The 25,384-nt window shown below is 65.6% G+C and carries 25 protein-coding genes; 17 read left to right on the forward strand and 8 right to left on the reverse strand.

Annotated features, from left to right (window positions below; genetic code table 11):
* Position 1: 1 nt before the first annotated feature.
* Positions 2-1,468, reverse strand: a complete 1,467-nt coding sequence (locus ACQCS0_RS08195; protein ID WP_354156052.1) for a lipase maturation factor family protein — start codon at positions 1,466-1,468, stop codon at positions 2-4.
* Between the two features lie 46 nt (positions 1,469-1,514).
* Here ACQCS0_RS08195 and ACQCS0_RS08200 point away from each other — a divergent pair, with 46 nt between their 5' ends.
* The 8 genes from ACQCS0_RS08200 to ACQCS0_RS08235 all read left to right on the forward strand — a co-directional run bounded on the left by ACQCS0_RS08200 (position 1,515) and on the right by ACQCS0_RS08235 (position 8,592).
* Entirely contained in the window at positions 1,515-2,264 is a 750-nt protein-coding gene (locus ACQCS0_RS08200) for a sulfite exporter TauE/SafE family protein (RefSeq protein ID WP_354156053.1), read from the forward strand.
* 34 nt (positions 2,265-2,298) lie between these two features.
* Positions 2,299-3,483 carry a 1-deoxy-D-xylulose-5-phosphate reductoisomerase gene (gene dxr / locus ACQCS0_RS08205; protein WP_354156054.1) on the forward strand — a complete coding sequence of 395 codons (1,185 nt, stop codon included), beginning with the start codon at positions 2,299-2,301 and terminating at the stop codon, positions 3,481-3,483.
* A gap of 18 nt (positions 3,484-3,501) precedes the next feature.
* Complete coding sequence (locus ACQCS0_RS08210; RefSeq protein WP_354156055.1) at positions 3,502-4,833, forward strand: site-2 protease family protein; 1,332 nt, start codon at positions 3,502-3,504, stop codon at positions 4,831-4,833.
* Between the two features lie 158 nt (positions 4,834-4,991).
* The gene (locus ACQCS0_RS08215; RefSeq protein ID WP_354156056.1) at positions 4,992-5,657 is read left to right on the forward strand and encodes a MarR family transcriptional regulator; all 666 of its coding nucleotides are present in this window, start codon (positions 4,992-4,994) and stop codon (positions 5,655-5,657) included.
* Positions 5,654-6,178 (forward strand): hypothetical protein, encoded by a 525-nt coding sequence (locus ACQCS0_RS08220; protein ID WP_354156057.1) that lies wholly within the window; start codon positions 5,654-5,656, stop codon positions 6,176-6,178. The genes ACQCS0_RS08215 and ACQCS0_RS08220 overlap by 4 nt, the downstream gene beginning before the upstream one ends.
* Positions 6,179-6,232: 54 nt before the next feature.
* Entirely contained in the window at positions 6,233-6,526 is a 294-nt protein-coding gene (locus tag ACQCS0_RS08225) for a YciI family protein (RefSeq protein ID WP_354156058.1), read from the forward strand.
* 46 nt (positions 6,527-6,572) lie between these two features.
* Complete coding sequence (ispG, locus tag ACQCS0_RS08230; protein ID WP_104063099.1) at positions 6,573-7,739, forward strand: flavodoxin-dependent (E)-4-hydroxy-3-methylbut-2-enyl-diphosphate synthase; 1,167 nt, start codon at positions 6,573-6,575, stop codon at positions 7,737-7,739.
* Positions 7,702-8,592, forward strand: coding sequence for a GNAT family N-acetyltransferase (locus tag ACQCS0_RS08235; RefSeq protein ID WP_354156094.1), 891 nt, complete (start codon positions 7,702-7,704; stop codon positions 8,590-8,592). Before ispG ends, ACQCS0_RS08235 begins: the two co-directional genes overlap by 38 nt.
* Before the next feature lie 21 nt (positions 8,593-8,613).
* Here the strand turns inward: ACQCS0_RS08235 and ACQCS0_RS08240 are convergent, their stop codons facing one another.
* From ACQCS0_RS08240 to ACQCS0_RS08250, 3 genes are all read right to left on the reverse strand, one after another.
* Complete coding sequence (locus ACQCS0_RS08240) at positions 8,614-9,165, reverse strand: TetR family transcriptional regulator (protein WP_354156095.1); 552 nt, start codon at positions 9,163-9,165, stop codon at positions 8,614-8,616.
* A 119-nt stretch (positions 9,166-9,284) separates the two neighbouring features.
* On the reverse strand, positions 9,285-10,028 hold the full coding sequence (locus tag ACQCS0_RS08245) for an ABC transporter permease (RefSeq protein WP_354156096.1): 744 nt from the start codon (positions 10,026-10,028) through the stop codon (positions 9,285-9,287).
* Positions 10,029-10,036: 8 nt separating this feature from the next.
* Complete coding sequence (locus ACQCS0_RS08250) at positions 10,037-10,819, reverse strand: ABC transporter ATP-binding protein (protein ID WP_354156059.1); 783 nt, start codon at positions 10,817-10,819, stop codon at positions 10,037-10,039.
* 445 nt (positions 10,820-11,264) lie between these two features.
* Here ACQCS0_RS08250 and ACQCS0_RS08255 point away from each other — a divergent pair, with 445 nt between their 5' ends.
* Genes ACQCS0_RS08255 through ACQCS0_RS08265 form a run of 3 tightly spaced genes read left to right on the forward strand, consistent with a single transcriptional unit; the run spans position 11,265 to position 15,324 of the window.
* Positions 11,265-13,073: a proline--tRNA ligase gene (locus ACQCS0_RS08255; protein WP_354156060.1), complete on the forward strand. Its 1,809-nt coding sequence runs from the start codon at positions 11,265-11,267 to the stop codon at positions 13,071-13,073.
* Between the two features lie 9 nt (positions 13,074-13,082).
* Positions 13,083-13,877: a TSUP family transporter gene (locus ACQCS0_RS08260; protein ID WP_354156061.1), complete on the forward strand. Its 795-nt coding sequence runs from the start codon at positions 13,083-13,085 to the stop codon at positions 13,875-13,877.
* 49 nt (positions 13,878-13,926) lie between these two features.
* A complete protein-coding gene (locus ACQCS0_RS08265; RefSeq protein ID WP_354156062.1) occupies positions 13,927-15,324 on the forward strand; it encodes a pyridoxal-dependent decarboxylase in 1,398 nt (465 codons plus the stop codon).
* A gap of 39 nt (positions 15,325-15,363) precedes the next feature.
* Here ACQCS0_RS08265 and ACQCS0_RS08270 read toward each other — a convergent pair whose 3' ends face one another.
* The 3 genes from ACQCS0_RS08270 to ACQCS0_RS08280 are packed head-to-tail and all read right to left on the reverse strand — an operon-like array spanning position 15,364 to position 18,309.
* The gene (locus ACQCS0_RS08270) at positions 15,364-16,395 is read right to left on the reverse strand and encodes an aminoglycoside phosphotransferase family protein (protein WP_354156063.1); all 1,032 of its coding nucleotides are present in this window, start codon (positions 16,393-16,395) and stop codon (positions 15,364-15,366) included.
* Complete coding sequence (locus tag ACQCS0_RS08275) at positions 16,392-17,120, reverse strand: VIT family protein (RefSeq protein ID WP_354156064.1); 729 nt, start codon at positions 17,118-17,120, stop codon at positions 16,392-16,394. The genes ACQCS0_RS08270 and ACQCS0_RS08275 overlap by 4 nt, the downstream gene beginning before the upstream one ends.
* A gap of 49 nt (positions 17,121-17,169) precedes the next feature.
* Positions 17,170-18,309: a DUF4439 domain-containing protein gene (locus ACQCS0_RS08280; protein ID WP_354156065.1), complete on the reverse strand. Its 1,140-nt coding sequence runs from the start codon at positions 18,307-18,309 to the stop codon at positions 17,170-17,172.
* A 106-nt stretch (positions 18,310-18,415) separates the two neighbouring features.
* Here ACQCS0_RS08280 and rimP point away from each other — a divergent pair, with 106 nt between their 5' ends.
* The 5 genes from rimP to rbfA all read left to right on the forward strand — a co-directional run bounded on the left by rimP (position 18,416) and on the right by rbfA (position 24,363).
* Positions 18,416-19,030 carry a ribosome maturation factor RimP gene (rimP, locus tag ACQCS0_RS08285; protein WP_354156066.1) on the forward strand — a complete coding sequence of 205 codons (615 nt, stop codon included), beginning with the start codon at positions 18,416-18,418 and terminating at the stop codon, positions 19,028-19,030.
* Positions 19,030-20,010 carry a transcription termination factor NusA gene (gene nusA, locus ACQCS0_RS08290; RefSeq protein ID WP_354156067.1) on the forward strand — a complete coding sequence of 327 codons (981 nt, stop codon included), beginning with the start codon at positions 19,030-19,032 and terminating at the stop codon, positions 20,008-20,010. The genes rimP and nusA overlap by 1 nt, the downstream gene beginning before the upstream one ends.
* Positions 20,011-20,179: 169 nt before the next feature.
* Positions 20,180-20,557, forward strand: a complete 378-nt coding sequence (locus ACQCS0_RS08295; RefSeq protein WP_141139999.1) for a YlxR family protein — start codon at positions 20,180-20,182, stop codon at positions 20,555-20,557.
* A gap of 152 nt (positions 20,558-20,709) precedes the next feature.
* On the forward strand, positions 20,710-23,604 hold the full coding sequence (infB, locus tag ACQCS0_RS08300; protein ID WP_354156068.1) for a translation initiation factor IF-2: 2,895 nt from the start codon (positions 20,710-20,712) through the stop codon (positions 23,602-23,604).
* Positions 23,605-23,853: 249 nt separating this feature from the next.
* On the forward strand, positions 23,854-24,363 hold the full coding sequence (gene rbfA / locus ACQCS0_RS08305) for a 30S ribosome-binding factor RbfA (protein ID WP_354156069.1): 510 nt from the start codon (positions 23,854-23,856) through the stop codon (positions 24,361-24,363).
* An 82-nt stretch (positions 24,364-24,445) separates the two neighbouring features.
* Here the strand turns inward: rbfA and ACQCS0_RS08310 are convergent, their stop codons facing one another.
* Positions 24,446-24,679: a hypothetical protein gene (locus ACQCS0_RS08310; RefSeq protein WP_354156070.1), complete on the reverse strand. Its 234-nt coding sequence runs from the start codon at positions 24,677-24,679 to the stop codon at positions 24,446-24,448.
* A 209-nt stretch (positions 24,680-24,888) separates the two neighbouring features.
* On the opposite strand from ACQCS0_RS08310, the gene ACQCS0_RS08315 reads away from it, so the two are divergent.
* A complete protein-coding gene (locus ACQCS0_RS08315) occupies positions 24,889-25,374 on the forward strand; it encodes a nucleoside deaminase (protein ID WP_354156071.1) in 486 nt (161 codons plus the stop codon).
* Positions 25,375-25,384: the final 10 nt, after the last annotated feature.

Raw genomic sequence — 25,384 nt, forward strand, 5'->3', positions numbered from 1 at the left:
ATCACCGCCGCCGCCCGCGGGAACCGCGGAGCGAAAGCGGCGGGATGTCCTCATAGAGCGGCATCCTGACCCAGCGCTCGCCTGTCTCCCGGAACTCAGCCCTGGTGGCGAAACGGTATAGGTAACTGTTGACCCGCACCCAACGCGGCGGATCGCCGTCGAACGGGTCGGCACGGAGTAGCCGCAGCGTCTGCTGGTCCGCCTCCAGCAGCTTCGTGAGGAATGCGTAAAACCACTCCTCGTGGACCGTGCGCAACGGCAAGAACCACATCAGCCAGTCCAGCCGCAGGTGGTATGGCGCCCACTGCCGGGGCAGTCGGCGCACGTCACCGGGTTTGCCCCTGAACGCATATTCGCGCCAGTCCGCCGAGTCCCCAGGTTCCTTGTCCAGGGTGCCCTCCACCACGATCTCGACGCGGTGCTTCGTTACCGTGCCGAACGCGCCGTACGTGTTGGCCAGTTGCCAGCGGTTGAAGCTGGCATTCATCAGCTGCCCTTTGGAGAGCAGGTTGCGCAGCGGCCAGTAGCTGAGCGCCACCAGCAGGAAGGTGGCCAGCAAAGTGATGGCAAGCCAGTACAGGGGACTGCCGCGGACGTCTACCCGGGGATCCCCAGTCAGCGGCAGGAACGGCAACACGGCGTGGGCCGCGGGGTCGCTGACCGCTGCGAAGGCCAGCACAACGGCCATCCAGTTAAGCCACGCAAAATTGCCGCTGGCCACCAGCCACAGCTGGGTGAAGATGATGATGCCGGCGGCTGCGCTTGCCAGGGGCTGCGGTGCGAAGAGGAAGAACGGGACCACCAGCTGGGCGAAATGGTTCCCGAGGACCTCCAACCGGTGGAAAGATTTGGGCAGGAGATGTGCCTGTCGGCTCAACGGCCCCGGCATGGGCTGGGTTTCGTGGTGGAAGTATAGGGCCGTCATGTCGCGCCATTCCCGGCCGCCGCGGATCTTGATCATCCCGGCGCCGAACTCCAGCCGGAAAACGAGCCAGGCCAGCAGGATCAGGATGGTGCGCGGCGGCTCGGTCTGGTCCGAGCCAAGGAACGCCACCGTGAACCCGGCCTCCAGCAGCAGCATCTCCCAGCCGAAGCCATAAAATGTCTGCCCCACGTTGACGATCGACATGTACAGCAGCCACAGGGCCAGAAACGCGATCAGCGGAACCCACGGCGGGCCGAGCTGGGGGATGCCGGCCACCAGGAAGGCTGAAATTGCCAGTCCGGTAGCGCAGACACCACGCAGCAGCCTGTCCGAATAACGCCAACGGAACAGCGTGGGCCGCCGGCGCGCGCTGAACCCTCCCAGATAGTCCGGTACCGGCAACAGACCGCGTTCGCCCAGCAGCGCTGGGAACTGGTTCAGGGAAGACAGGAACGCAACAAAGAACAGTGCCGCCACACCTCGCTGCAGCACCTGCCGGGCGAATCCGTACTCCGGCGCACCGAACCAGGAAACCCAGTCCACGCAATCCACGTTACGCCCGGCGTCGCTGTCCGCCCACTAGGATCGGATGGTGTTTGCATTGGTGCTCATTGCGGTCGTTGCGGGGGCTCTGGCCCAGCGGCTGGCCGGCCTCGGATTCGGCCTCCTCGTCTCTCCCGTCCTGGTGGTGCTGCTCGGTCCCTTCGACGGCGTCATGATCATTAACCTCTGCGGCGCAGCCTCATCCCTGCTGATCCTCTCCAGGGTCTGGCGGCATGTGGAGTGGAAGCGCTACTTCGGACTCGCGCTCGCCGCCCTCGCCGGGGTACTGCCGGGTGCCTGGCTGGCCAGCAATGTGGCCGAAGCGCCGCTGGAGATCTGCATCGGCGTCCTCCTCATCATCGCCCTGCTGGCCTCGCAGCGGCTGACGCGCAGCTCTTGGCGTGCCAGCGGCCCTGTTCCCATGGTCTCTCTCGGCTTCACCAGCGGACTGATGAACGCGGCAGCGGGCGTCGGCGGACCGGCCATCACCGCGTACGCCATTGCCACCCGGTGGGAGCAGAAGAGTTTCGGCGCCACCCTCCAGCCCTATTTCGTGACCACCGGGCTGTCTTCCCTGGCCATCAAGTACGTACTGTCGGGTGGACATGTTCCCGGCCTGGATGCTTGGCAGTGGCTCAGCATCCTGACCGCCATGGTGGCGGGAATCATCGCAGGCGATCTGCTGTCCGGCAAGGTCAAACCGGCCGCTGTGCGCAGGATCGTTGTGGCCATCGCCTACATCGGAGCCGTGTCCACGCTGGCGAAGGGCTTCATCGAACTGTCGGCGGGAGCCTGACCGGACAGCGGGCCGGGTGCGGGATACTTAACCCATGCAGCCTCGCAGAATCGTCCTCCTCGGATCCACCGGTTCCATCGGCACCCAGGCGATTGACGTCGTCGACGGCGCTCCCCACCTTTTTGAGGTCGTGGCGCTCAGCGCCGGCGGCGGCAACCTGGAGCTCCTGGCCCGCCAGGCCGTCCACACCGGTGCCGGCGCGGTAGGCATCGCAGCGGGGGATCCCCGGCAGCTGCAGGACCTGATTTCCGAGGCCGCGCGCCTCGCTGGGCGGCAGGATTATCGCCCCGAAATCATCGCCGGCCCGGACGCCTCGGCCCGAATCGCAGCCGTAGCGGCGGACGTGGTACTCAACGCCATTACCGGGTCCATCGGGCTCGCCCCGACTCTTGCCGCACTGAAGTCTGGTGCAACACTGGCGCTGGCCAACAAGGAATCGCTGATCGTGGGCGGAGCGCTCGTGAAGGCCGCCGCGGCTGAGGGGCAGATCGTTCCGGTCGACTCTGAGCACTCAGCGATAGCCCAATGCCTGCGCTCCGGCTCCGCGGCTGAACTTGAAAAGCTTATCCTGACGGCGTCCGGTGGGCCGTTCCGGGGCCGGACGCGGGAGCAGCTCCACGACGTAACGCCGAAAGAGGCCCTGGCGCACCCCACGTGGGACATGGGCCTGATGGTCACCACCAACTCAGCCACGCTGGTCAACAAGGGCCTGGAGCTCATCGAAGCCCATCTGCTTTTCGACGTGCCGCTGGACCGGATCGATGTTGTGGTCCACCCGCAATCGGTGGTCCATTCCATGGTCCAGTTCATCGACGGGTCCGTCATCGCCCAGGCCTCCCCGCCGGACATGCGCCTCCCCATTGCCCTGGGGATGGGCTGGCCGGACAGGGTCCCCAAGGCAGCCTTCCCGTGCGACTGGACCAAGGCCACCAGCTGGACGTTCGAACCGCTGGACACCGTAGCCTTCCCGGCGGTGGACCTGGCCAAGGACGCCGCCAAGCAGGGGAGCACCTTTCCCGCCGTCTTCAATGCGGCAAACGAGGAAGCGGTCATGGCGTTCCACGCGGGGCGCATCCGCTTCACCGAAATCGTGGACACCATCGATGCTGTCCTCAGCGAACATTCAGGATCCTCCGGGCTGACGCTGGAGTCGGTACTGGATGCTGAAAACTGGGCACGTACGCGCGCCCACGAACGTTTAGCAGTCAGCAGTCTCTAGGAAGCAGCAGATCAACGCATGAGCCCCGTCCTCCTTTTCATCCTCGGCGTCGTCTTTGTGGCGATCGGCATTGCCGTGTCCATCGCGCTGCACGAAGTAGGCCACCTGGTGCCCGCCAAACTGTTCAAAGTGCGCGTCACCAAGTACATGATCGGCTTCGGCCCCACCCTGTGGTCCAAACGGAAGGGCGAAACTGAATACGGAGTGAAAGCTATTCCGCTGGGCGGCTACGTGTCCATGATCGGCATGTATCCACCCAACAAGGACGACGGAACCGTCCGCCCCTCCAGCACCGGGATGTTCCAGACCCTGGCCACGGAGGCCCGGTCCATGGCACACGAGGACGTGGGTCCGGAGGACGCAAACCGCGTGTTCTACCGGCTGCCGGTGTGGAAGAAAATCATCGTGATGCTGGGCGGTCCGGCCATGAACCTGCTGATCGGCGTGGTCCTGACAGCCGTGCTGCTGATGGGCTTCGGCATGGCCACGGCCACCACAACCATCGCCGACGTCTCCAAATGCCAGGTGGCGGCCGGCCAAACGGTTGATCCCGATTCCCCGGACTGCCAACTGACTCCCGCGGCCGCCGCCGGGCTCCTGCCCAACGACGTGGTCACCTCCTTTGACGGGAAAGCTGTCACCGGGTGGGACCAGATGACCGAATGGATCCGTGCCTCCGCCGGCAGGGAAGTGAGCATTACCGTGGAGCGCGACGGTGCGCCTGTCACCACCACAGTAACTCCGGTACTCTCTGCCCGCCCTGTCGTCGGTGTGGACGGACGCCAAGCCAAGGACGACGCCGGCACCCTCCTGTACCAGGACGTCGGATTCCTGGGCATCGGCTCGCAGACCGAACTGGTTCCCCAGCCGGCGTCGTCCGTCCTGCCCATGGCGGGCGAAAACATCAAGCAAGTGGCCGGCGTCATCTTCAACTTGCCCGCAAGGGTGGTGGGCGTCGCCAAGGCGGCCTTCAGTGAGGAAGAGCGGGACCCTAACGGCCCCATCAGCGTGGTGGGCGTCGGGCGCGTGGCCGGTGAAGTGGCCGCCATGGAAGAAGTGCCGCTCCAGTCCAGGATTGGCGCCTTGGTAGGGCTGCTCGCCGGACTGAACTTTGCGCTCGCGGTCTTCAACCTGATCCCCCTGCTTCCGCTCGATGGCGGCCATGTGGCCGGAGCGCTGTACGAAGGGGCACGGCGGCGGGTGGCCAACCTGTTCGGCAAACCGGATCCGGGCGCCTTTGACATTGCCAGGCTGCTCCCGGTGACCTACGTGGTGGCTGTGTTGCTGATGGGCATGAGTGCGCTCCTGATCTATGCCGACATCGTCAAGCCGGTGAACCTGTTCGGCTGACTCCTGCCGGCGGATGGATCACCTGGAGCGTATCCCGGCCTGCTGCAGCAGTACCTGACCACATCGGGTGATTTTGAACAATCAGCCTTTATTGGCTGATATTTAATAATCAGCTATTTTTGATTGATTATGCGTGATCATCTGGGTACGGTTAAACCATGTACGTACTGACCATCGACCAGCGCGGCAGCACCGCCGACGTCGACCGCGTTCCCGATCTGATCACCGCGCTGCGCAGCCTTGCGTCGGCGCCCTTTGAGCGCTCAGTGGGTGATGAACTCCAGGGCGTGGTGGAACATGCCGAGGATGTGGTGGAGATCGCCATGTACGCACTCCGGAGCGGGCACTGGTACGTCGGGATCGGCGTCGGTGCCGTGCAGCTCACCCCGGGTGGCAGCCCCCGGGAAGGTTCCGGGAGCGGCTTTGTGGCAGCGCGAAAGGCCGTGGAACTCGCCAAGGGTGCGGCTGGTCAGGTGCCATTGTCGGTGGTGTCCGGCAGTATCGGCCGTGGCCGGGAGATGCCTCCCCGCGCCAAGGAAGGAGCAATGAGCAGTGCAAATGCCCAGGCGGTGCTTCGCCTGATCGGACGGCTGGTGCAGCAACGCACACCGGCCCAGTGGCGGGTGGTGGACCGGTTGCGCGCACTCCAGGGCGGCGATGGGAAGCACGGCAGCCAGAAACACGTGGCCCAGGAACTGGGAATCACGGAGCAGTCGGTGAGCCGTGCTGTGCTCAGGTCCGGCTGGCAGGAAGAATGGGCCGCCAGGCCTGCCGCGGCCATGCTCCTCGAGTGCGCCCATTCCCAGATTGAAGGCGACCGGTGAACGCACTATGGATCGCAATTGCCCTGCTGGTGGCCGGATTTGCAGGCTGGCCGGTGACCGCACTGGTCTTCCGGCTCGCCCGGACCATTGACGACAAAGCGGACGCGGCCAGTAAGCCGGCCCCGGACGCATCAGCCCAGGATCCTTCGGCCGATGTCACCGTGGACACCGTGTCGGAAGCCCCGCGGACCGGTACCCGGCAGACCGTCGACGGCGAGCTGACGGCAGGAGGCGGCCAGCCGCCGTCGGACGTTCCCCAGCCGGCGTCCACGCTGCCGGCCCAGCGGATCCTGCGCGGCGGGGCAATCATCGGAGTCCTGGAACGCCTGGGCGTCTGCGTGGCCATCCTGACCGGACAGCCGGTGGCCATCGCCTACATTGTGGCCATCAAGGGCCTGGGCAGGTTCGCCGAATTGAAGGAGACGCCCGTGGCTGCGGAACGGTTCATCATCGGAACGCTCACATCCATGCTGTGGGCCGCGGGAACGGCGGCGGTGATCAAGGTGGTGTTCCTGCAGTGAGTCTTCCCGGTGCCCGGATCGGCGGCAGCCCACCCCTGGGGATAGGGTGTCCTTATGACTGTTTTTGCCGTTGAGTATGTGTACGCCGCCGATTCCTCCGCCGTCCGTGATGACCACCGCCCCGCACACCGCGCCTGGCTGGCGGGTCTGGCGGATGAGGGCCAACTGCTGACCAGCGGACCCTACGGTGACGGGGCAGGCGCCCTGCTGATCTTCAAGGTCCAGGACGAAACCGAGCTGAACGAACTCCTCAAGCAGGATCCGTTCGCCGTCGCCGGCACCATTGCCGGGATCCGAACCACCGAGTGGACTCCCGTGATCGGCCTCCTGGCCGCACACGCATCCTGATTCCCGGACCTATTTCACTACTGAAACACCTATTCAAGGAGTCCACGTGACCTCGGTCAGCCTGGGAATGCCGTCAGCACCGCCGCCCGTCCTCGCCCCCCGCCGCAAGACGCGGCAGATCAAAGTGGGTTCCGTCGGGGTCGGTTCGGACTCGCCCATCAGCGTGCAGTCCATGACCACCACGCCCACTACGGACATCAACGCCACCCTGCAGCAGATCGCGGAACTCACCGCTTCCGGCTGCGACATCGTACGCGTCGCCTGCCCTTCTGCCGATGATGCGGAGGCACTGCCCATCATCGCGCGCAAGTCCCAGATCCCCGTCATTGCGGACATCCACTTCCAGCCCAAATACGTGTTCGCTGCAATTGAGGCCGGCTGCGCGGCAGTGCGCGTGAACCCGGGAAATATCCGCAAGTTCGATGACCAGGTTAAGGAAATCGCCCGCGCCGCGAAGGACCACGGGACCTCCATCCGGATCGGCATCAACGCCGGATCCCTCGAGCCTGGAATCCTGAAGAAATATGGCAAAGCCACGCCCGAGGCCCTCGTGGAATCGGCCGTCTGGGAAGCCTCGCTGTTCGAAGAGCACGGTTTCAACGACTTCAAGATCTCGGTCAAGCACAACGACCCCGTCATCATGGTTGCTGCCTACGAGATGCTGGCCGAGCAGGGCGACTGGCCCCTGCACCTGGGCGTGACCGAAGCCGGGCCCGCCTTCCAGGGAACCATCAAGTCCGCTACGGCCTTCGGGGCGCTCCTGGCCAAGGGCATCGGCGACACCATCCGGGTTTCCCTCTCGGCGCCGCCCGTCGAGGAAATCAAGGTGGGCAACCAGATCCTCCAGTCACTGAACCTGCGCCCGCGCAAACTGGAAATCGTCTCCTGCCCGTCATGCGGCCGCGCCCAGGTGGACGTCTACACCCTGGCCGAGCAGGTCACTGCAGGGCTGGAAGGCATGGAAATTCCGCTACGCGTGGCAGTGATGGGCTGTGTTGTGAACGGGCCGGGCGAAGCCCGCGAAGCCGATCTGGGTGTGGCGTCGGGCAATGGCAAGGGCCAAATCTTTGTGAAGGGCCAAGTCATCAAGACTGTGCCTGAGAGCGAGATTGTTGAGACACTGATCGAAGAGGCCATGCGCATAGCTGAAGAGATGGGGGAGGCCGATGGCGAAGATGCTGTCAAGGGTAGCCCCGTGGTTAGCGTCTCATAAAGAGGACGCCGCGCCAGCGGGGATATCCGTCAGGACCCTCGCCGGTGCGGACACCCCTGCCCTGCGGCGCCTCGCGTCGCAGGACCCGGTGGCCAATGTATTTATCCTGGCGCACCTTCGGGCGGCTGGTTCGGCTGCGCCCACCACTGGTGGTGCGGCTGTCTTGGGAGTTTTCGACGACGGCATCCTGGCGGGCGCGTGCTGGGCAGGCGCCAACCTGGTCCCGGTCCAGCTTGACCCGGAATTCACCGGGCTTGTCGCTGCGGCAGCAAGCACATCCGGCCGCCGCTTCGCCTCCGCCTTCGGCCCCGCAGATGCCGTCCTTGCACTGCATGCTGAGCTTGCAGAACTGGGGCATGCGGCCCACGAGGTGCGGGATGAACAGCCGCTGATGACGCTGTGCGGGCCGCCGACAGTGGAGCCGAACGAGGACCTGGACCTTGGCCGGCTGGCCGATTTTGACCGGATCCTTCCTGCCTGCGCCGCCATGTTCGAAGAGGAAGTCGGCTATTCGCCGTTCCTCGGGGGCAAGGAGTTCTATAGCCGTCGGGTGGAAGGCCTCATCCGGGAAGGCCACTCATTGGCGCACGTCAACGAATCCGGCGATGTTGTGTTCAAGGCCGAGCTGGGAGCTGTGACAGCTGACGTCACGCAGATCCAGGGTGTATGGATGAACCCGGGCTACCGCGGACAGGGTCTGAGCGCAGGCTACATGGCTGCCGTAGTGGAGAAGGCACGAACGCTTGCCCCTGTCACCAGCCTTTACGTCAACGGCTTCAACCTGCGTGCACGGTCCACGTACGAGCGGGTGGGCTTCCGCCAGGTTGGCACCTTCGCCACGGTGCTGTTCTAGCCTCCAGGATGCCGCATTAGGTCACCCCCCAGCTTTCAGGTCACCCGTCAGGTAGTGCTGGATGTTAGGCGCCACGAGCCGGACAACGTCCTCGGGGGAAGCGGACGCGAGCGGTTCCAGCCGAATGACATACCGGACCAGCATCACGCCCACCATCTGCGTGGCCACGAGACTTCCGCGCATGGCCACTTCTGCGGGCGGTCCGGGGACTCCCGCCATGATCCGGCTGAGGATGGTGCGCTGTACCAGTTCCCGCAGCAGCAGGGTCTTCGCCTTCGAACCGATGGTTCCCCGGAGGAAGGCCACCAGGCTGTGCTGGGCCGGGCTCTCCCACAAGCGCAGCACCGCACGCACAATCGCCTCGGCCCGGTCCTCCGGCGAGTAGCCGTTGACGCCCGCCAAGACCTTCTCCGGGTCGGCCGGCAGTGCCACGCTCAGCGCAAAAAGCTGGTCCTTGCCTTTGAAGAAGTGGTGCACCATGGCGGGGTCCACTCCGGATTCCCGGGCGATCTGGCGCAGGCTGGTCCCCTCGAAACCGTGTTCGGCGAACAGCCTCCGGGCGGTGTCCAGGATCTGGTCCCTCGACTCGCTTGCCCCGCCGCGTCTGCCCCGCCGGACCGGACCAGCCGGGCTGCCTGCGGACTCCGCGGCGCCCGCAGGATCTAAGCCGCCCGCCGGATACTGCTGTCCATTCACGAAGTCCGCCGCCGCAGGGTCAACGACGCGAGGACCAGAACCGCCAGGACAATGGCCACCATGATGCCGGCGTCCATCCACAGCTGGTCTGTGGCCTCGGTGTTGGTGGCAATCTCCTGGAGCGCATCCACCGAAAAGGTCAGGGGCAGGACGTTCGACACAGCCTCCAGGGCCTCGTTCATCCTCTCGCGGGCCACAAAGAGGCCACAGAGCAGAATCTGCGGGACCACCACCACCGGCATAAACTGCACGGCCTGGAATTCTGTGCGGGCGAAGGCCGAACAGAGCAGCCCCAGGGCGACGCCAAGAACCGCATTTATCACGGCAATCATGACCACCAGACCCGGGCTGCCTTGGATGTCGAGCCCGAAAATCCAGTAAGCCACGGCGGTAGCCGCCAGCGACTGCAGCGCGGCCATGATGGAAAATGCGAGCCCGTAGCCGAAAAGCAGGTCCGCCTTGTGGATGGGAGTGGTCAGCAGCCGTTCCAGGGTCCCGGAGGTGCGTTCGCGCAGCATCGTGATGGACGTGACCAGGAACATCACCACAAACGGGAAGATCGCCAGCATCATCAGGCCTACGCGGTCAAAAGTCCTGGGCGCGCCTGGCGCCAGTGTTTCATTTTCGTAGAGAAAGTACACGGCGGTTAGCAGCAGCGCTGGAACCACCAGGATCAGCGCGATGCTTCGGTGGTCGTGCCGGAGTTGGTCCAGGACGCGCCGGGTGGTGGCCAACAGCATCAACACGTTCATGACCGTACCGTCCCTTCGGTGGACCGGCCCTCGGCGGTGTCCTGGATGATGTGCAGAAAGGCTTTCTCCAGATCGGCGCTGTGCCCGCGTTGACTCAATTCCGCTGGCGTCAGCTGCGCCAGGAGCTTCCCTTCCCGGAGCAGGAGCAGCGATCCGCAATGGCTGGCTTCCTCCATCACATGGCTGGAAACCAGGAGTGTGGTCCCGGACTCGGCCATGGTTCGGAACCGGTCCCACAGGTCCGCACGGAGCACCGGGTCAAGGCCGACGGTGGGTTCATCCAGGACGAGCAGGCTGGGACGAGCCACCAGGGCGCAGGCCAGTGACACGCGGCTCAGCTGACCGCCGGAGAGGTCGCCGGTTTTCTGCCTGGTCTGCGGGTCAAGCCCGACGGCGGCGATCGCCTCCGCGGCTTCGGCGCGGCCCTTGCGGTGCATAGCGCCGAAGTAGCGGACGTTGGCTTCGACGGTGAGGTCCGGATACACGCTGGGGGACTGGGTCACGTAGCCCACCCGGTGCCGCAGGTCAGGGTGCCCGGCGGGCAGCCCCAGTACTTTTACTGAGCCGGAGGTGAGTAGTTGGACGCCCATGACGGCCCGCATGAGGGTGGTCTTGCCGCTGCCGGACGGGCCCAACAGCCCGGTGATCTGGCCCGTGTGGATGGAAAAGTCCAGGCCGCGCAGGACGGAAACATTTCCCCTTGTGACGTGCAGGGAGCTGGCGGCGACGGCCACCTCAGGCTCGGGGCTGGCCGGGGCCGCTGCTGCTGAATGGGACATGTGTGCCCTCCGAAATGCTGGGAGTCCTCGCTTAATTCACCAGGTGATGAATTAAACCTAGACCTGCCGAAGGTCGCCGTCAACAACTTCGAATGGAAAAAACCCTTGTGCATGTGTCGGCTATCACATAGGTTCGACCTAGCTGCGCTGGAGTGGGTGGGCGGTCTCACCAGTCCTCACCAGTACCCAGGCGTCAACGGCCATGGAGCCACGTCCGCATGTAATGACCAGCCGTTTACGGCCAGGGGCTTTGCACGCCGGGCGTGGCTCCAGTGCGTTCCGCCCGCCCGGCCCTCAGCACAGCCCCGCATCCGGCTCCGCGCCTGGCTCTGGTCCGGCTCAGGTTCCGCCGCCAGAAGGGGCTTGGATTGCCGGTAGATTAGTACCCAGAAGAATTGCCCCGTCCTGCTTTCCAGCAGCTATTCCCAGAAACGGATGCCCACCCTTGGTCACAAGAATGTCCCAGCTTTTCCTGCGCACCTTGCGTGAAGATCCCGCCGACGCCGAGGTGGCCAGCCACCGGCTCCTGATCCGGGCAGGCTATATCCGCCGGGCCGCGCCGGGTATCTACACCTGGCTGCCACTGGGGCTCAGCGTGCTGCGCAAAGTGGAACAGGTCATCCGCGAGGAAATGTCAGCTATCGGCGCCCAGGAAGTCCACTTCCCGGCACTGCTGCCCAAGGAACCCTACGAGGCCACCAACCGCTGGACGGAATACGGCGAAGGCATCTTCAGGCTCAAGGACCGTAAGGGCAACGACTACCTGCTGGCACCCACGCATGAGGAAATGTTCGCCCTGCTGGTCAAGGACCTGTACTCGTCCTACAAGGACCTGCCGCTGAGCATTTACCAGATCCAGAACAAATACCGCGACGAAGCACGCCCCCGGGCGGGCTTGATCCGCGGCCGCGAATTCATCATGAAGGACTCCTACTCCTTCGACGTGGACGACGCCGGCCTGGACGCCAGTTACGCCGCACACCGCGTCGCCTACCTCAGGATTTTTGAGCGTCTGGGCCTGGAGGTTGTTCCCGTTGCGGCCACCGCCGGAGCGATGGGCGGGTCAAAGAGCGAGGAATTCCTGCACCCCACCGAGATCGGTGAGGACACTTTTGTGCGCTCCGCCGGAGGGTACGCGGCCAACGTTGAAGCCGTCACCACTGTGGTTCCCCCGGACATCGACTTCACCGGCGCCCCCGTCGCCGAGGTCCGGGACACCCCGGACACCCCCACGATCGACACGCTCGTGGACGCCGCCAACGTCCTCGCTCCGCGGGCAGAGGCCGACGGCGGCGCCTGGACCGCCGCTGACACGCTCAAGAACGTCGTCCTCGCCGTCACACTGCCCACCGGGGAGCGCCAGCTCGTCGTCATCGGCCTCCCCGGCGACCGCGGCGTTGATCTCAAGCGCGTCGAAGCGAACATCGGGTCCTTCTTGCCGCTTGCCGGCGAGATCACGCTCGAAGCCGCCAACGACGACGACCTCAAGAAGCAGCCCCTGATCGTGAAGGGCTATCTCGGCCCCGGCATGTCCCTGGACGCGCCGCTGCTGGGCACCGAGGGCGCCGCAAAGATGCTCTATCTCGTGGACCCCCGCGTCGTCAGCGGCTCCGCCTGGGTCACCGGCGCCAATGATGCCGGCAAGCACGTCTTCGGTCTCGTCGCAGGCCGCGACTTTGGTTGGGACGGCGTCATCGAGTGCACCGACGTGCGCGCCGGTGACGAGGCTCCGGACGGCTCCGGTCCGCTCGAAACCGCCCGCGGCATCGAAATGGGCCACATATTCCAGCTTGGCCGCAAGTACGCCGCGGCCCTGGACCTGAAGGTCCTGGACCAGAACGGCAAGCAGGTCGTGGTGACCATGGGTTCCTACGGTGTTGGTGTCACCCGCGCCGTCGCCGCCCTCGCCGAGTCAAACCACGATGAGAAGGGCCTGATCTGGCCCCGCGCCGTCGCCCCGGCAGATGTCCACGTGGTGGCCGTCGGCCGCGGCGAGGAGATCTTTGCCGCCGCCGAGAAGCTGGCCCTGGAACTCGAGGCCGCCGGCCTGGACGTCATCTATGACGACCGGCCCAAGGTCTCCCCGGGCGTAAAGTTCGGCGACGCGGAACTCGTCGGCGTCCCCACTATCCTGGCCGTCGGCCGCGGCCTGGTGGACGGCGTTGTGGAAGTCAAGGACCGCCGCAGCGGCGAAGCCGAGAACGTAGCCGTGGACAAGGCTGTTGACTATGTGGTCACCGCCGTCCGCAGCTGACCTGCGGCGGTGATTTCCGGTTTCGAGTCGATCCAACTCACCACGATCATCTTGATTGTGGTGGCTGGATTTGCGGCCGGCTGGGTAGACGCGGTGGTGGGCGGCGGGGGCCTGCTGCAGCTGCCGGCCATGCTACTGGTACCGGGAATCACGCCGGTCCAGGCCCTGGCCACCAACAAGATGGGGTCTATTTTTGGCACCACCACGAGCGCGGTGACGTACTACAGGCGGGTGAAACCGGACCTTCGGACAGCCGTGCCCATGGCGCTGATCGCCCTTGCCGGCAGCTTCGCCGGGGCAGTTCTGGCCGCCACCCTGCCTGCGAGTGTCTTCAAACCGATCATCGTGGTGGCGCTGGTCGTCGTCGCGCTTTTTACGGCGCTGAAGCCCAACGTCGGCGACATCACCGTGCTGAGGCACGATGGCCGCGCGCACTACGTGGTGGCCTGCCTGATCGGGGCCGTTATCGGCTTCTATGACGGCCTGATCGGTCCGGGCACCGGTTCCTTCCTCATCATCGCGCTCGTTTCGGCGATGGGCTATGCCTTCCTGGAGGCCAGCGCCAAAGCCAAGATCGTGAACATGGCCACCAACGCAGGCGCCCTGTTCTTCTTCCTGCCCCACGGGTCAATCCTGTGGGGTGTTGGCCTGGTGCTGGGCCTGGCCAACATGGCCGGCGGCTACCTGGGCGCACGGACCGCGGTGAAGCAGGGAAGCCGCTTCATCCGTGTTGTATTCCTGCTGGTGGTAGGCGCCCTGATCATCAAACTCGGCATCGATGTCTGGCTGGAAAACTTCGCCTGACAGGGTTGCCAAAGCCCTCGCAGTCGCCGGCCGGGCGTACCATGCAGGTATGTCCGCAGGCGGGGAATCCTATTCGGAAGCATTGTCAGCGGCGGCACGCCGCGCCGCCGAGTGGCTGGCGAGCCTGCCGGACAGGCACGTCGGTCCTGCCCAAAGCGCCCACGATCTCGCGGCCGACTTCGGCGGCCCACTTCCCGAGCAGGGCATGCCTGCCGCAGCTGTGGTTGAGTACCTGGCGGACAAAGCCGAGCCGGGGCTGATGGCCATGCCCTCGGGGCGCTTTTTTGGCTGGGTGATCGGCGGGACGCTGCCTGCTGCCCTGGCCGCGGACTGGCTGGTCAGCGCCTGGGACCAGAACTCCGGCCTGCGCTACGCCACGCCTGCCATAGCCGCCATCGAAGAGGGGGCCGGCCACTGGCTGCTGGACCTCCTGGGCCTCCCGGCGGAATCGGATGTCGGCTTCACCACGGGTGCCACCATGGCCAACTTCACCGGGCTGGCCGCTGCGCGGTGGCGGTTGCTGGCCGATGCCGGCTGGGACCTGGACGTCGATGGCCTGGCAGGCGCCCCGCGGATCAGGTGCTTTGTGGGCCAGGAGCGCCACGAGACGATTGACCTGGGCCTGCGGTACCTCGGGCTCGGCCGGCCCACCGCGATCCCCGCTGATGCCCAAGGCAGGCTGGTCGCCGCAGACCTGGACCGGCTGCTGGCGGAAGGGTCCGGGCCCGCGCTGATTTGCCTCCAGGCCGGCAACCTCCACTCCGGAGCCTTCGACCCCTTCGATGCCGCCATCGAGGTTGCCCGGCGGCACGGTGCCTGGGTCCACGTGGACGGAGCGTTCGGACTGTGGGCCGCCGCCGTGCCTGAATTCGCGGAGCTCACCCGCGGCATGGCCCTGGCCGATTCGTGGGGGACCGACGCCCATAAGACGCTCAACGTCCCGTACGACTGCGGTATTGCCATCGTCAGGGATTCAGCAGCGCTGCGCAGCGCCATGGGACTGCAGCACACCAGCTACCTGATCCACGACGTCGAAGGCCCAGGCGATCCCTTCGAGAAAGCGCCGGAGCTGTCCCGCCGCGGCCGCGGGGTGCCGGTGTGGGCCGCCCTCCGCTCCCTGGGGCGGGACGGCGTTGCAGCCCAGGTCCGTGGGCTCGCCGACGCCGCTCGGACGATCGGTAGCCGCCTGGCCGACGTGGACGGAGTCGAGGTGCTCAACACGGTGGACTACACCCAGGTTTCGCTCGCCTTCGGGGACGACGCCACCACGCGAGCCGTGACAGCCCGGGTGATCGAGGACGGCAAGGTCTGGATGTCCGGTTCACGCTGGCAGGGCAGGGATGTCCTGCGCGTCTCGGTCAGCAACTGGACCACTGATGCGGACGACGTCGGCACTGCCGTCGAGGCAGTCAGCTCCGCTTTGGCGGCTGTGCGGGCTGCCGGCTGATCAACTTGAGGCACCGTTCCATCGGGAACCACCCGATGCTCAGCTGTCGCCGTGGCCCGGCTCAGGCAGAGCGTGCGCCGAGGGAAGGCCGTCGAGGGTCCGCCCCGCAAGGGTACTGGCCACCCAGAGGGACCGGGTCAGATCGCCTTGGTGGCGCGGCATGGCCGCGTAGCAGAGGGCGTTCTCCACTTCGCGCGCCACGGCCCATTGGCGGGAAGCCTCGGCATCGAGTCCGGCCGCGGCGCTGAAGTCCTGGCAGCGCCGCCTCAACCCTCCTGCCGGATCGCTCCGGGGCAGGTCGCCGAGACGATTCCACAGCAGCGGTGCCACCGCGAATTCCGGTTCGCCAATCATGGGTTGCGGGTCGATTGCTACGAAAACCTGCCCGTTCTGCGCTCCACTGTTGGCCAGAGGCCGGGCCAGGATGTTCAGGAAATGCAGGTCCGTATGGACCAGGACATCGCGGCCCGAGCGTCGGCCCACGGCACCGCGGGTCTGGCAGACCTCCAGGGCCGCCTCCAGGAGCCAGCGCGGGAACGGTCGGCCCTGCTGTTCCCAGTCGGCGGGGAGGTCATCGCTCCATTGTTCGGCGCGCCCCGCGATGTGGTCGAATTCCTGCCACTGCGGCCGTCCGTCCGGCACCAGGCCCAACTGCCGCATGGTGCTGCCCCAGGCAGCCGCCGCATCGTCCAGCGGAAGGGTCTGGAGTGAGGAGTCCGCATCCAGCCGCTCAAGGAGCATGGCGCAGGTTCCGGCGTCGGATCTTAACAGCTGGACGGCGCCGGAGCCTCCCCACAGGGCCAGCGCATGGCGTTCCATCCGTGCCTCATCGTGGGGAAAGGCGATCTTGAGCGCCGCCGGAGTCCCATCCGTCCGGCGGACAGGGACCACCACGCCGCCGTGGCCATGCCACGGGAGGGCGCCGGCTGCCAGGTCAACAGCCAGTTCCCAATGTTCCAGCCGGCCCTGCACGAGTCCCGGGAGGGAGGAGAGCCAGGCCCGTCCCGCACTGCTGTGGCTGTAACGCATGGTGAGGGCCGGCGGGATCTGCACGCCAATCCGGACGCTCATAGGACGCCGCTTGCGCCGAGCATGTTACCGATGGAGAACGTGGCAGCCAAGGCCAAAGCCCCGCCCGCCACTACCCTGGCGGCGGCCCGCACTTTAGAGCTGCCGCCGATCCAGGCGCCCAACGCTCCGGTGGCCGCGAGTGCCACGAGTACGGCCACGAAGGTCAGGGGAACCCTGATGTTCTCCGGAGGTAAGAGGATAGCGAGCATCGGAAGGATGGCGCCGATGAGAAATGCGACGGCGGAGGCAATGGCGGCGTGCCACGGACTGACGATGTCTGTCTCGTCGATGTTCAGTTCGGCGGACAGGTGCGCGCCCAGCGCGTCGTGGGCTGTCAGCTCCCGCGCCACTTCCCTTGCTGTGTCCAGGCTCAGTCCCTTTCCCTGGTAGATCGCAGTGAGTTCCTCCAGCTCTTCCTCCGGCTGGTCCTGCAGCTCCAGGCGTTCCTTTTCGATCAGGGCCTGCTGGCTGTCCTTCTGGCTGCTGACGGACACGTATTCGCCCAAGGCCATGGAAACTGCACCACCCACCAGGCCTGCAGTGCCGGCGACAAGGATCGGGCCGGATTGTGTGGTGACACCGGCGACGCCCACCACGATTGCGGCGACCGAGACGATGCCGTCATTGGCACCCAGCACGCCGGCGCGCAGCCAATTCAGGCGCTGCGCGACGTCGTTCTGATGTGGCTCATTCTCGTGAAGGGCGGGGGCGCCGGCACTGTCCATGCCTCCAGCAAAGCATTAGTGCCCGCGGCAAGCCAGTGCAGGGCCTTGGCTACGAATTGCCCTGGGCGCTGGTTGTGGAAGGTCCCGGGGTTGATACAGGCTCCGGCAGCGGAGGCAGGAGAGCTTCTTCCAGGACCATGCCGGGAACCGGACCCGGCGATGCGCCCCAATGGGCGGTCCGCCGGGCCGCCGACTGAAGTGCAGAGAGCGCCCATTCACGATCGCGCCCCTCGCTGAGGGCCACCAGGTCGCCGAGCACAGGCAGTAGCCCCGACTCCAGTGTTCCCAGCCCGGCTGCAGGGTCTGCCAGGAACACCTGGCTCAGGGCATAACCGGGCTGCCTCAGGGGTACGGCGGCGCAGTGGGACCTACCCATGGCGTCTGCTTCGTTTCGGAGGGTGACGTGTTGGGCCAGGAAATTCGACGCCGGAGCAGCTGACCCGGAGTTAAGCCGGGTCAGCGCGGCCTGGTACGCGTAGACCAGTTCCAGCTCGCCGGCAACGGCAGAGGCAAGCGCCGGGCCGAGGTCCGCCCCAGTGCTTGCGTCGGCGACCGCCGCTTCGCTGGGACAGCTGGCGGCGGCTGTAGCCGTAGCAGGCGTGGGGGCCGCCGGTGATGCCAGGGGGGACGGTCCGGCAACTGGAAGCGGTGCCAATGCGATCCCGGCCGCCGAGGCCAGCTCCTCCGCGGCCAGAAGCTGGGCAGTGCCGGTGCCGGCGAGAAGGCGGGCCATGCCGCCGTCGGCCGTTTCGGCGTCCTGGAGCCGCTGAGCCCCGCTTGCCTGGAGGGCAGCGGCGAAGTCCGCGGTGGACCACGGCGTGACGCTGGCCAGCGCCGACGCCGTGGCAGGGTCGGTCGGGGCGCGATTCCCGGAAGCAACAGCCGGCAGCATCAGCGCCTGTGCCTGGACAGTCAGCAAAGTCACAACGCGTGCCAGGGCAGCCGCTAGGGGGGTCGGCGCGGTGGCGCCGGCAGCGCCTTCCAGGTCCTGGCCCGCGACCCGCAGGGACAGGGAATCCGCGAACGCAGATGCCCTGGCCTGCTCGGAAAACGGCGGCGCCGCAGGCGGGGAAGGTTCGCGGGGGATGAGTACCAATCCCAGGCTCACCACCAGGAGGGTGGCCAGCCCAAAAACGGCGTACCGGAAATAGCGCCTGCGGCGGCCGGTTTCCTGCGTGTCGTCCTTCACAACAGACCATGTTCTCACGCCCGATGCGGATCTTCGTGCACCACTGCGGCCGGAAAATCGTTACGCTAGTAGTCATAACATCATCTATTGGAAGGCGGCCGGCATCGTGAGTAATGCAGAAGCCACGACTTCATCAGACGCTACCGGAACGGGTACCGCTGTTGCTGCGCCCGCCAACAATCCCGAAGCCATCAGGCTCCGGGCGCTGCTGGAACCGGCGGTGCAGGCCAACCGCCTGTACCTCGAGGACGTATCCATCATGGCGGGTTCGCACCGCGTGGTTCACGTGGTGGTTGACCTGCCGCAGGAGGAAACCGGCGGCGTGAACCTTGATGTCATTGCGGACATCTCCAGGATCCTCTCCGATGTCCTGGATAATGATCCAGCGGACGACGGGCGCCCCTACGACCTCGAGGTTTCCTCCCCGGGAGTCGCGCGTCCCCTCACCGAAGTCCGGCACTGGCACCGTGCCCGGGGCCGGATGGTCAAGGTTAACGTTATCCAGGGCGAAAATGTCACCGGCAGGGTCCAGTCAGTGGATGATTCCGGCGTCACCATCATCCCGGAGATCGCCGTCAAGAAGGGCATGAAGCCCAAGCAGGGCGATTCCCAGATTCTTCCTTTCGACAGGATCCGTAACGGAAAAGTCGAGATCGAATTCAGCCACCTTGAAGAAGCTGGTCTGGAACCTGAGCACAATGGACCTTCTGAGGAGGCCTGATGGATATTGACATGAGCGCGCTGAGACTACTGGAGCGTGAGCGCGAAATTCCGCTGGACCTCCTGATCCCCACCATCGAGCAGGCGCTCCTGGTGGCATACCACAAATCGCCCGGCGCCTTCGAGAAGGCCCGGGCCGAGTTGGACCGCAAGAGCGGCCACGTGACCATCTGGGCCGTGGAGATCGACGACGACGGTGACCCCATCGGCGAGTTCGAGGACACTCCTACCGGTTTCGGCCGTATTGCAGCGAGCACCGCACGGCAGATCATCCTGCAACGACTGCGCGACGTTGAGGACGACGCAATACTGGGTGAGTTCAAGGGCCGCGAGGGCGAACTTGTGGCTGGCCTGATCCAGCAGGGCAACAACCCGCACATGATCCAGGTCAACCTGGGTTCGGTGGAGGCCTTGCTGCCGCCGCCCGAACAGGTGCCGGGGGAGAAGTACATCCACGGCAACCGGCTCCGCGCCATCGTTATCGATGTCCATCGCGGCACCAAAGGCCCGTCCGTCACTCTGTCCCGTTCGCACCCGGGACTCGTCCGGAAGCTCTTCGAACTGGAGGTCCCGGAGATCGCGGACCGCTCCGTGGAGATCGTGGCCCTGGCCCGTGAGGCCGGCCACCGCACCAAGATCGCGGTCAAGGCCAACACCCAGGGCATCAACGCCAAGGGCGCCTGCATCGGTGAAATGGGTTCCCGCGTCCGCGCCGTAATGACGGAACTGAACGACGAAAAAATCGACATCGTCGACTTCAGCGAGGATCCGGCAACGTTTATTGCCAGTGCACTTTCCCCATCGCGTGTGAATTCGGTCACCATCGTGGACGAGGCCACCCGCTCCGCGCGTGTGGTGGTCCCGGACTACCAGCTCTCGCTGGCCATCGGCAAAGAGGGCCAGAACGCCCGGCTGGCGGCCAAGCTTACGGGCTGGCGAATCGATATCGTCTCCGACGCTGCCCCGGCGCGCGAAAGCTGAAACCGCTCCGGGCAACGGCCAACGGCGGATACCGTCGGCCGATGCCCTGGTTTCGGGCAGAACTGCCCTGAGGGGCTAGACTAGACATGACCGCGCCTAACGGCCGGTATTCGTGTGCCCTGAGTATTCCCGTTCCGCCAATGCGGTTGGGGCCCCGGGGCCGGCAGTTATGAACGTCAGGAAGATACTCACCGTGGCAGAAGTGCTTCACACCGAGGATCAACCGCAGCGTACCTGCATCGGATGCCGGAAAAAGGCACCGCGGTCTGAGTTACTCCGGCTCGTCGCCGAAGGCAGCGGTTCCACCGCAGTGCTGGTAGACGAACGACGCCGGATGGCTGGCAGGGGTGCATGGCTGCACCCCAGCGAAGCGTGCCTGGCCCTGGCGGTCAAGCGGCGAGCATTCGGAAGGGCCCTCAACGGCGCAACCGGGTCCACCGCCGTCGAACGCCGGATCATGGCAGGCAAGCAGGACGCCGGCCCGTTGCAGGTACCCCTGGTAGCTGCAGCAAAAACCGTCCAACCTGAAAGCGGGTCAGAAAACTGATGGAAACCCGATGAGTTCCCAGCGATGAGTGCGCAACGATGACAACTTTGTTGCGCTCTGCAAGGGGCCCTGTAGTTGCAACCGCGGCTGGGGCCCGCATTAAGAAGTAGACGGTTCGTGCCTGGCTCGGTGCGGACCGAGACAGGAGAAATGTGGCCAAGGTCCGCGTACATGAGCTTGCTAAAGAGCTCGGTATTACTTCCAAAGATGCAGTAACCAAACTGCAGGAACTGGGCGAATTCGTTCGCTCTGCCTCTTCAACCATTGAGGCCCCGGTGGTGCGGAAGCTCCGCAACGCCTACCCCGACGCAGCTGCTAAGACCGCAGCTCCGGCAGCCGCGCCCAAGGGGCCTGCCCCGTCGGCCGACACACGACCCGTAGCACCTGCTCCGGGCCCCGCAGCTCCCTCAGCCCCCGCAGCACCAGCTGCTGCGGCTCCGGCTGCACCCGCTCCCGTTTCTGCGGCCCCTTCAGCCCCGGCTGCTCCGGCTGCAAGTGCACCGTCCACCGGCGCCAAGCCCGGTGCCCGTCCGGCACCGAAGGCTGAAGCCCCGGCCGCGCCGACCCGCTCCGGCGGATCAGCGCAGGGTGGTTCGCAGGGCGGCTCCGCACCGCGTCCCGGCGGTCCCCGTCCGGGCAACAACCCGTTCGCCACGTCCCAGGGCATGCCCCGCGGCCGCGGAGGCGACGGCGAGCGTGCTCCACGTCCGGGTAACAACCCGTTCGCTCCTTCGCAGGGCATGCCCCGCGCGGGTGGCCGTCCGGACGGCGACCGTCCGGGTGGTCCGCGCCCCGCAGCCGGTGCCGGCGGCCCCCGTCCGGGTGGTCCGCGTCCCGCAGCCGGTGCAGGTGGCCCCCGTCCGGCTGCTGGCTCGGGTGGACCCCGCCCGGGTGCACCCCGGCCCGCGGGTGCCGGTGGAAACCGGCCCACGCCGGGGATGATGCCCAACCGCACCGAGCGTCCCGCACCTGCTGGTGCAGGACGTCCCGGCGGCGGCGCACGCGGTCCCGGACGTCCAGGTGGCGCTCCGGGTACCGGTGGAGCTCCGGGAACCGGTGGCGGCGCTCCGGCCGGCGGCGGCTTCGGCAAGGGTGGCCGCGGTCGCGGTGGCACCCAGGGTGCCTTCGGTAAGGGCGGCGCAGGCCGTGGCAAGCAGCGCAAGTCGAAGCGTGCCAAGCGCCAGGAACTCGAACAGATGAGTGCTCCGTCGCTGGGTGGCGTGAGCGTACCCCGCGGCGACGGCAACACCGTAGTCCGGCTTCGCCGTGGCTCGTCCATCACGGACTTCGCCGACAAGATCGAGGCAAACCCCGCAGCACTGGTGACGGTCCTCTTCCACCTCGGTGAAATGGCCACGGCCACGCAGTCGCTGGATGAAGAGACCTTCGCGCTGCTCGGCGAGGAGCTTGGCTACAAGCTCCAGGTTGTGTCGCCGGAGGACGAAGAGCGGGAGCTGCTCTCCGGCTTCGACATCGACTTCGAAGCAGAGCTCGAAGCCGAAGGCGACGACGACCTCGAGGCACGTCCTCCAGTGGTCACCGTCATGGGCCACGTTGACCACGGTAAAACCCGTCTGCTCGATGCCATCCGCAAGTCCGACGTTATGGCGGGCGAGCACGGCGGCATCACGCAGCACATCGGTGCTTACCAGGTCACGCACACCCACGAAGACATCGATCGTAAGATCACCTTCATCGATACTCCGGGCCACGAGGCGTTCACCGCCATGCGTGCCCGTGGTGCGAAGGTCACCGACATCGCCATCCTGGTGGTCGCAGCGGACGACGGCGTAATGCCGCAGACCGTTGAGGCTCTCAACCACGCGCAGGCAGCAAATGTGCCGATCGTGGTGGCTGTGAACAAGATCGACAAGGAAGGCGCCAACCCGGAGAAGGTCCGCGGCCAGCTGACCGAGTACGGTCTGGTTCCCGAAGAATACGGTGGCGACACCATGTTCGTGGAGGTCTCTGCCCGCCAGGACCTCAACATTGACGAGCTGCTCGAGGCTGTCCTGCTCACCGCGGACGCTGCCCTGGACATGCGCGCCAACCCGAACAAGGACGCCCGCGGTATCGCGATCGAAGCCAACCTGGACAAGGGCCGCGGTTCCGTGGCAACCGTCCTGGTGCAGTCCGGCACCTTGCGTGTCGGTGACACGATCGTGGCCGGTACGGCCCACGGCCGCGTCCGCGCCATGTTCGACGACGACGGCAGTGTCCTGACCGAGGCCGGCCCGTCCCGCCCCGTGCAGGTGCTGGGTCTGTCCAACGTGCCGCGCGCCGGCGACACCTTCTTTGTGACCGCTGACGAGCGCACCGCCCGCCAGATCGCCGAGAAGCGTGAAGCAGCCGACCGCAACGCCGCCCTGGCCAAGCGCCGCAAGCGCATCAGCCTGGAAGACTTCGATCAGGCCGTGGCCGACGGCAAGATCGACACCCTCAACCTCATCCTCAAGGGTGACGTGTCCGGTGCCGTGGAAGCCCTCGAAGATGCACTGCTCAAGATCGACGTCGGCGAAGGCGTGCAGCTGCGCGTCATCCACCGCGGCGTTGGTGCTATCACGCAGAACGACGTCAACCTGGCAACGGTCGACAGCGCTGTTATCATCGGCTTCAACGTCAAGCCTGCCGAGCGGGTTGCCGAACTTGCAGACCGCGAAGGCGTGGACATGCGCTTCTACTCCGTCATCTACGCAGCAATTGATGACATCGAGATGGCCCTCAAGGGCATGCTCAAGCCGGAGTACGAAGAGGTCCAGCTGGGCACCGCCGAGGTCCGCGAAGTCTTCCGCTCTTCCAAGTTCGGAAACATCGCCGGTTCCATCGTTCGCTCGGGCATCATCCGACGCAACACGAAGGCCCGCATCAGCCGCGACGGCAAGACCATCGGTGACAACCTCACCGTTGAGACGCTCAAGCGCTTCAAGGACGACGCCACTGAGGTCCGCACGGACTTCGAGTGTGGTATTGGCCTTGGTTCGTTCAACGACATCACCGAGGGCGACATCATCGAGACCTTCGAGATGCGCGAAAAGCCGCGCGTCTAGGTTGTCTTAGCGTTACAGGTGCGGGGCCGTTGGGTTTTCCCGGCGGCCCCGCCCCTACGCTGGGCGGCATGGGATCTGCGATCCCTTGCCGCCCAGCTTCGGCAGGCCCGATGCCACTCCCAGGCCGCCGGAAAAACCCAACGCGGGTCCGTCGTGAACTCGCCGTTAGTGCGTGGCAATGAATCCAAGATGAGTGCGACAGTCGCCCAAGTGGCCGCCGTCGTACATCCAAAATTTTTAGGAGTGGAAATGGCTGATCCCGCACGGGCTGCCAAATTGGCGCAGCGGATTAAGGTTGTTGTTGCTGAGGCTTTGGGCCGGAAGGTTAAGGATCCTCGGCTGGAGGGCATCACTGTTACCGATGCCCGGGTGACCAATGATCTGCAGCATGCCACGATCTACTACACCGTTTTCGGCGACCAGGCGATCCAGGCTGATGCTGCCAAGGGCCTGGAGAAGGCCAAGGGTGTGCTCCGCCAGGAGGTGGGGCGTAACGTGACGGTCCGCCTGACACCGACGCTGGAATTCGTCGCGGACCAGATCCCCGTCGTTGCCTCGAACCTGGAGGAACTGCTCCGGGCCGCCAAGAAGCGTGACGCCGAGGTGGCTGCCCTGGCCGAAAACGCCAAGCACGCCGGCGACGCCGATCCGTACAAGAGCGACGTTCCCGCCGATGTGGAGATCGACGAGGACGACTTCGACGAAGAGGACATTGACCTCACCGACGACGAAGATCTCGACGAAGACGCTCATAAGTAACTGACACCAGGAGATGGCCCGGACCCGCAACTGAACTGCGGTCCGGGCCTTCTTTTGTCTGCCGGACCGGGCCCGGCAGGATCTACCTGATGTAGGCCTTCAGCACGGTTCCAGTCGGTTGCCCGAAGCTGAAGCCGGCCGTGGCGTACATGGGTTTCCCTATCAGTTCGACGGCCGCAGGACCGTCCACAGCCAGGAACTGTGAAGCCTCACGGGTCCAGGCATCGATCTTCACAATCTCGTTGCCGAACAGCGAGGCTGCGTAGACATCCCCGCTGTCGGACACTGCGATGCCGGTGGGGCTCAAAGGAGTCATCAGCCCTTCGGCCAGGATCTTCGGCTCTGGCGATGAGTAGCTTTCGCCACCCCCCCGGACGGGGCTGGGCAATGAGACCAAAGTGGATATGGAATTAACAGCCCCCGGGCGCCAGGCTAGTCCTCCGGGCGGACGGCGTCGACGGAAATTTCCCTTTGTGAGCCCCCTATTTTGAACCGGAAATCCTGGGTCATGGCTAGGATCTAGTTATGACGCAGGAGAGCGAGAACCACGAGGCCACCCGCTACCTGGAACAGGCTATTGACCTGGCTGTCCGCAACGTCTCTGACGGCGGCGGGCCGTTTGGTGCGCTGGTGGTGACTGCGGATGGCCGGGTCCATGAAGGCATCAACCGGGTCACCCGGGACAACGACCCCACCGCGCATGCCGAAGTGGTGGCAATCCGCGCTGCGGCAGCCGCAGGCGCCACGTTCGACTTGAGCGGCGCCGTGCTATACGCCAGCTGCGAGCCGTGCCCGCTCTGCCTGTCCGCCGCTTTGTGGGCGCGGATCGATCGAGTTTATTTTGCGGCCGACCGCCATGGTGCAGCCGCTGCCGGTTTTGACGACGCCGTGTTCTACGAGTATTTCAACGGCACACGTCCGGAACTGCTGCCGGTCGCCCAAGCCGCCATTCCGACGTCGGACGCTCCGTTTCTTGCCTGGCGCCGCAATACGAAACGCAAAGACTACTGACCAGTGCGGG

Origin of the sequence: Pseudarthrobacter sp. S6 (assembly GCF_050156575.1) — a bacterium.
In the GTDB taxonomy this organism is placed as follows: domain Bacteria; phylum Actinomycetota; class Actinomycetes; order Actinomycetales; family Micrococcaceae; genus Arthrobacter.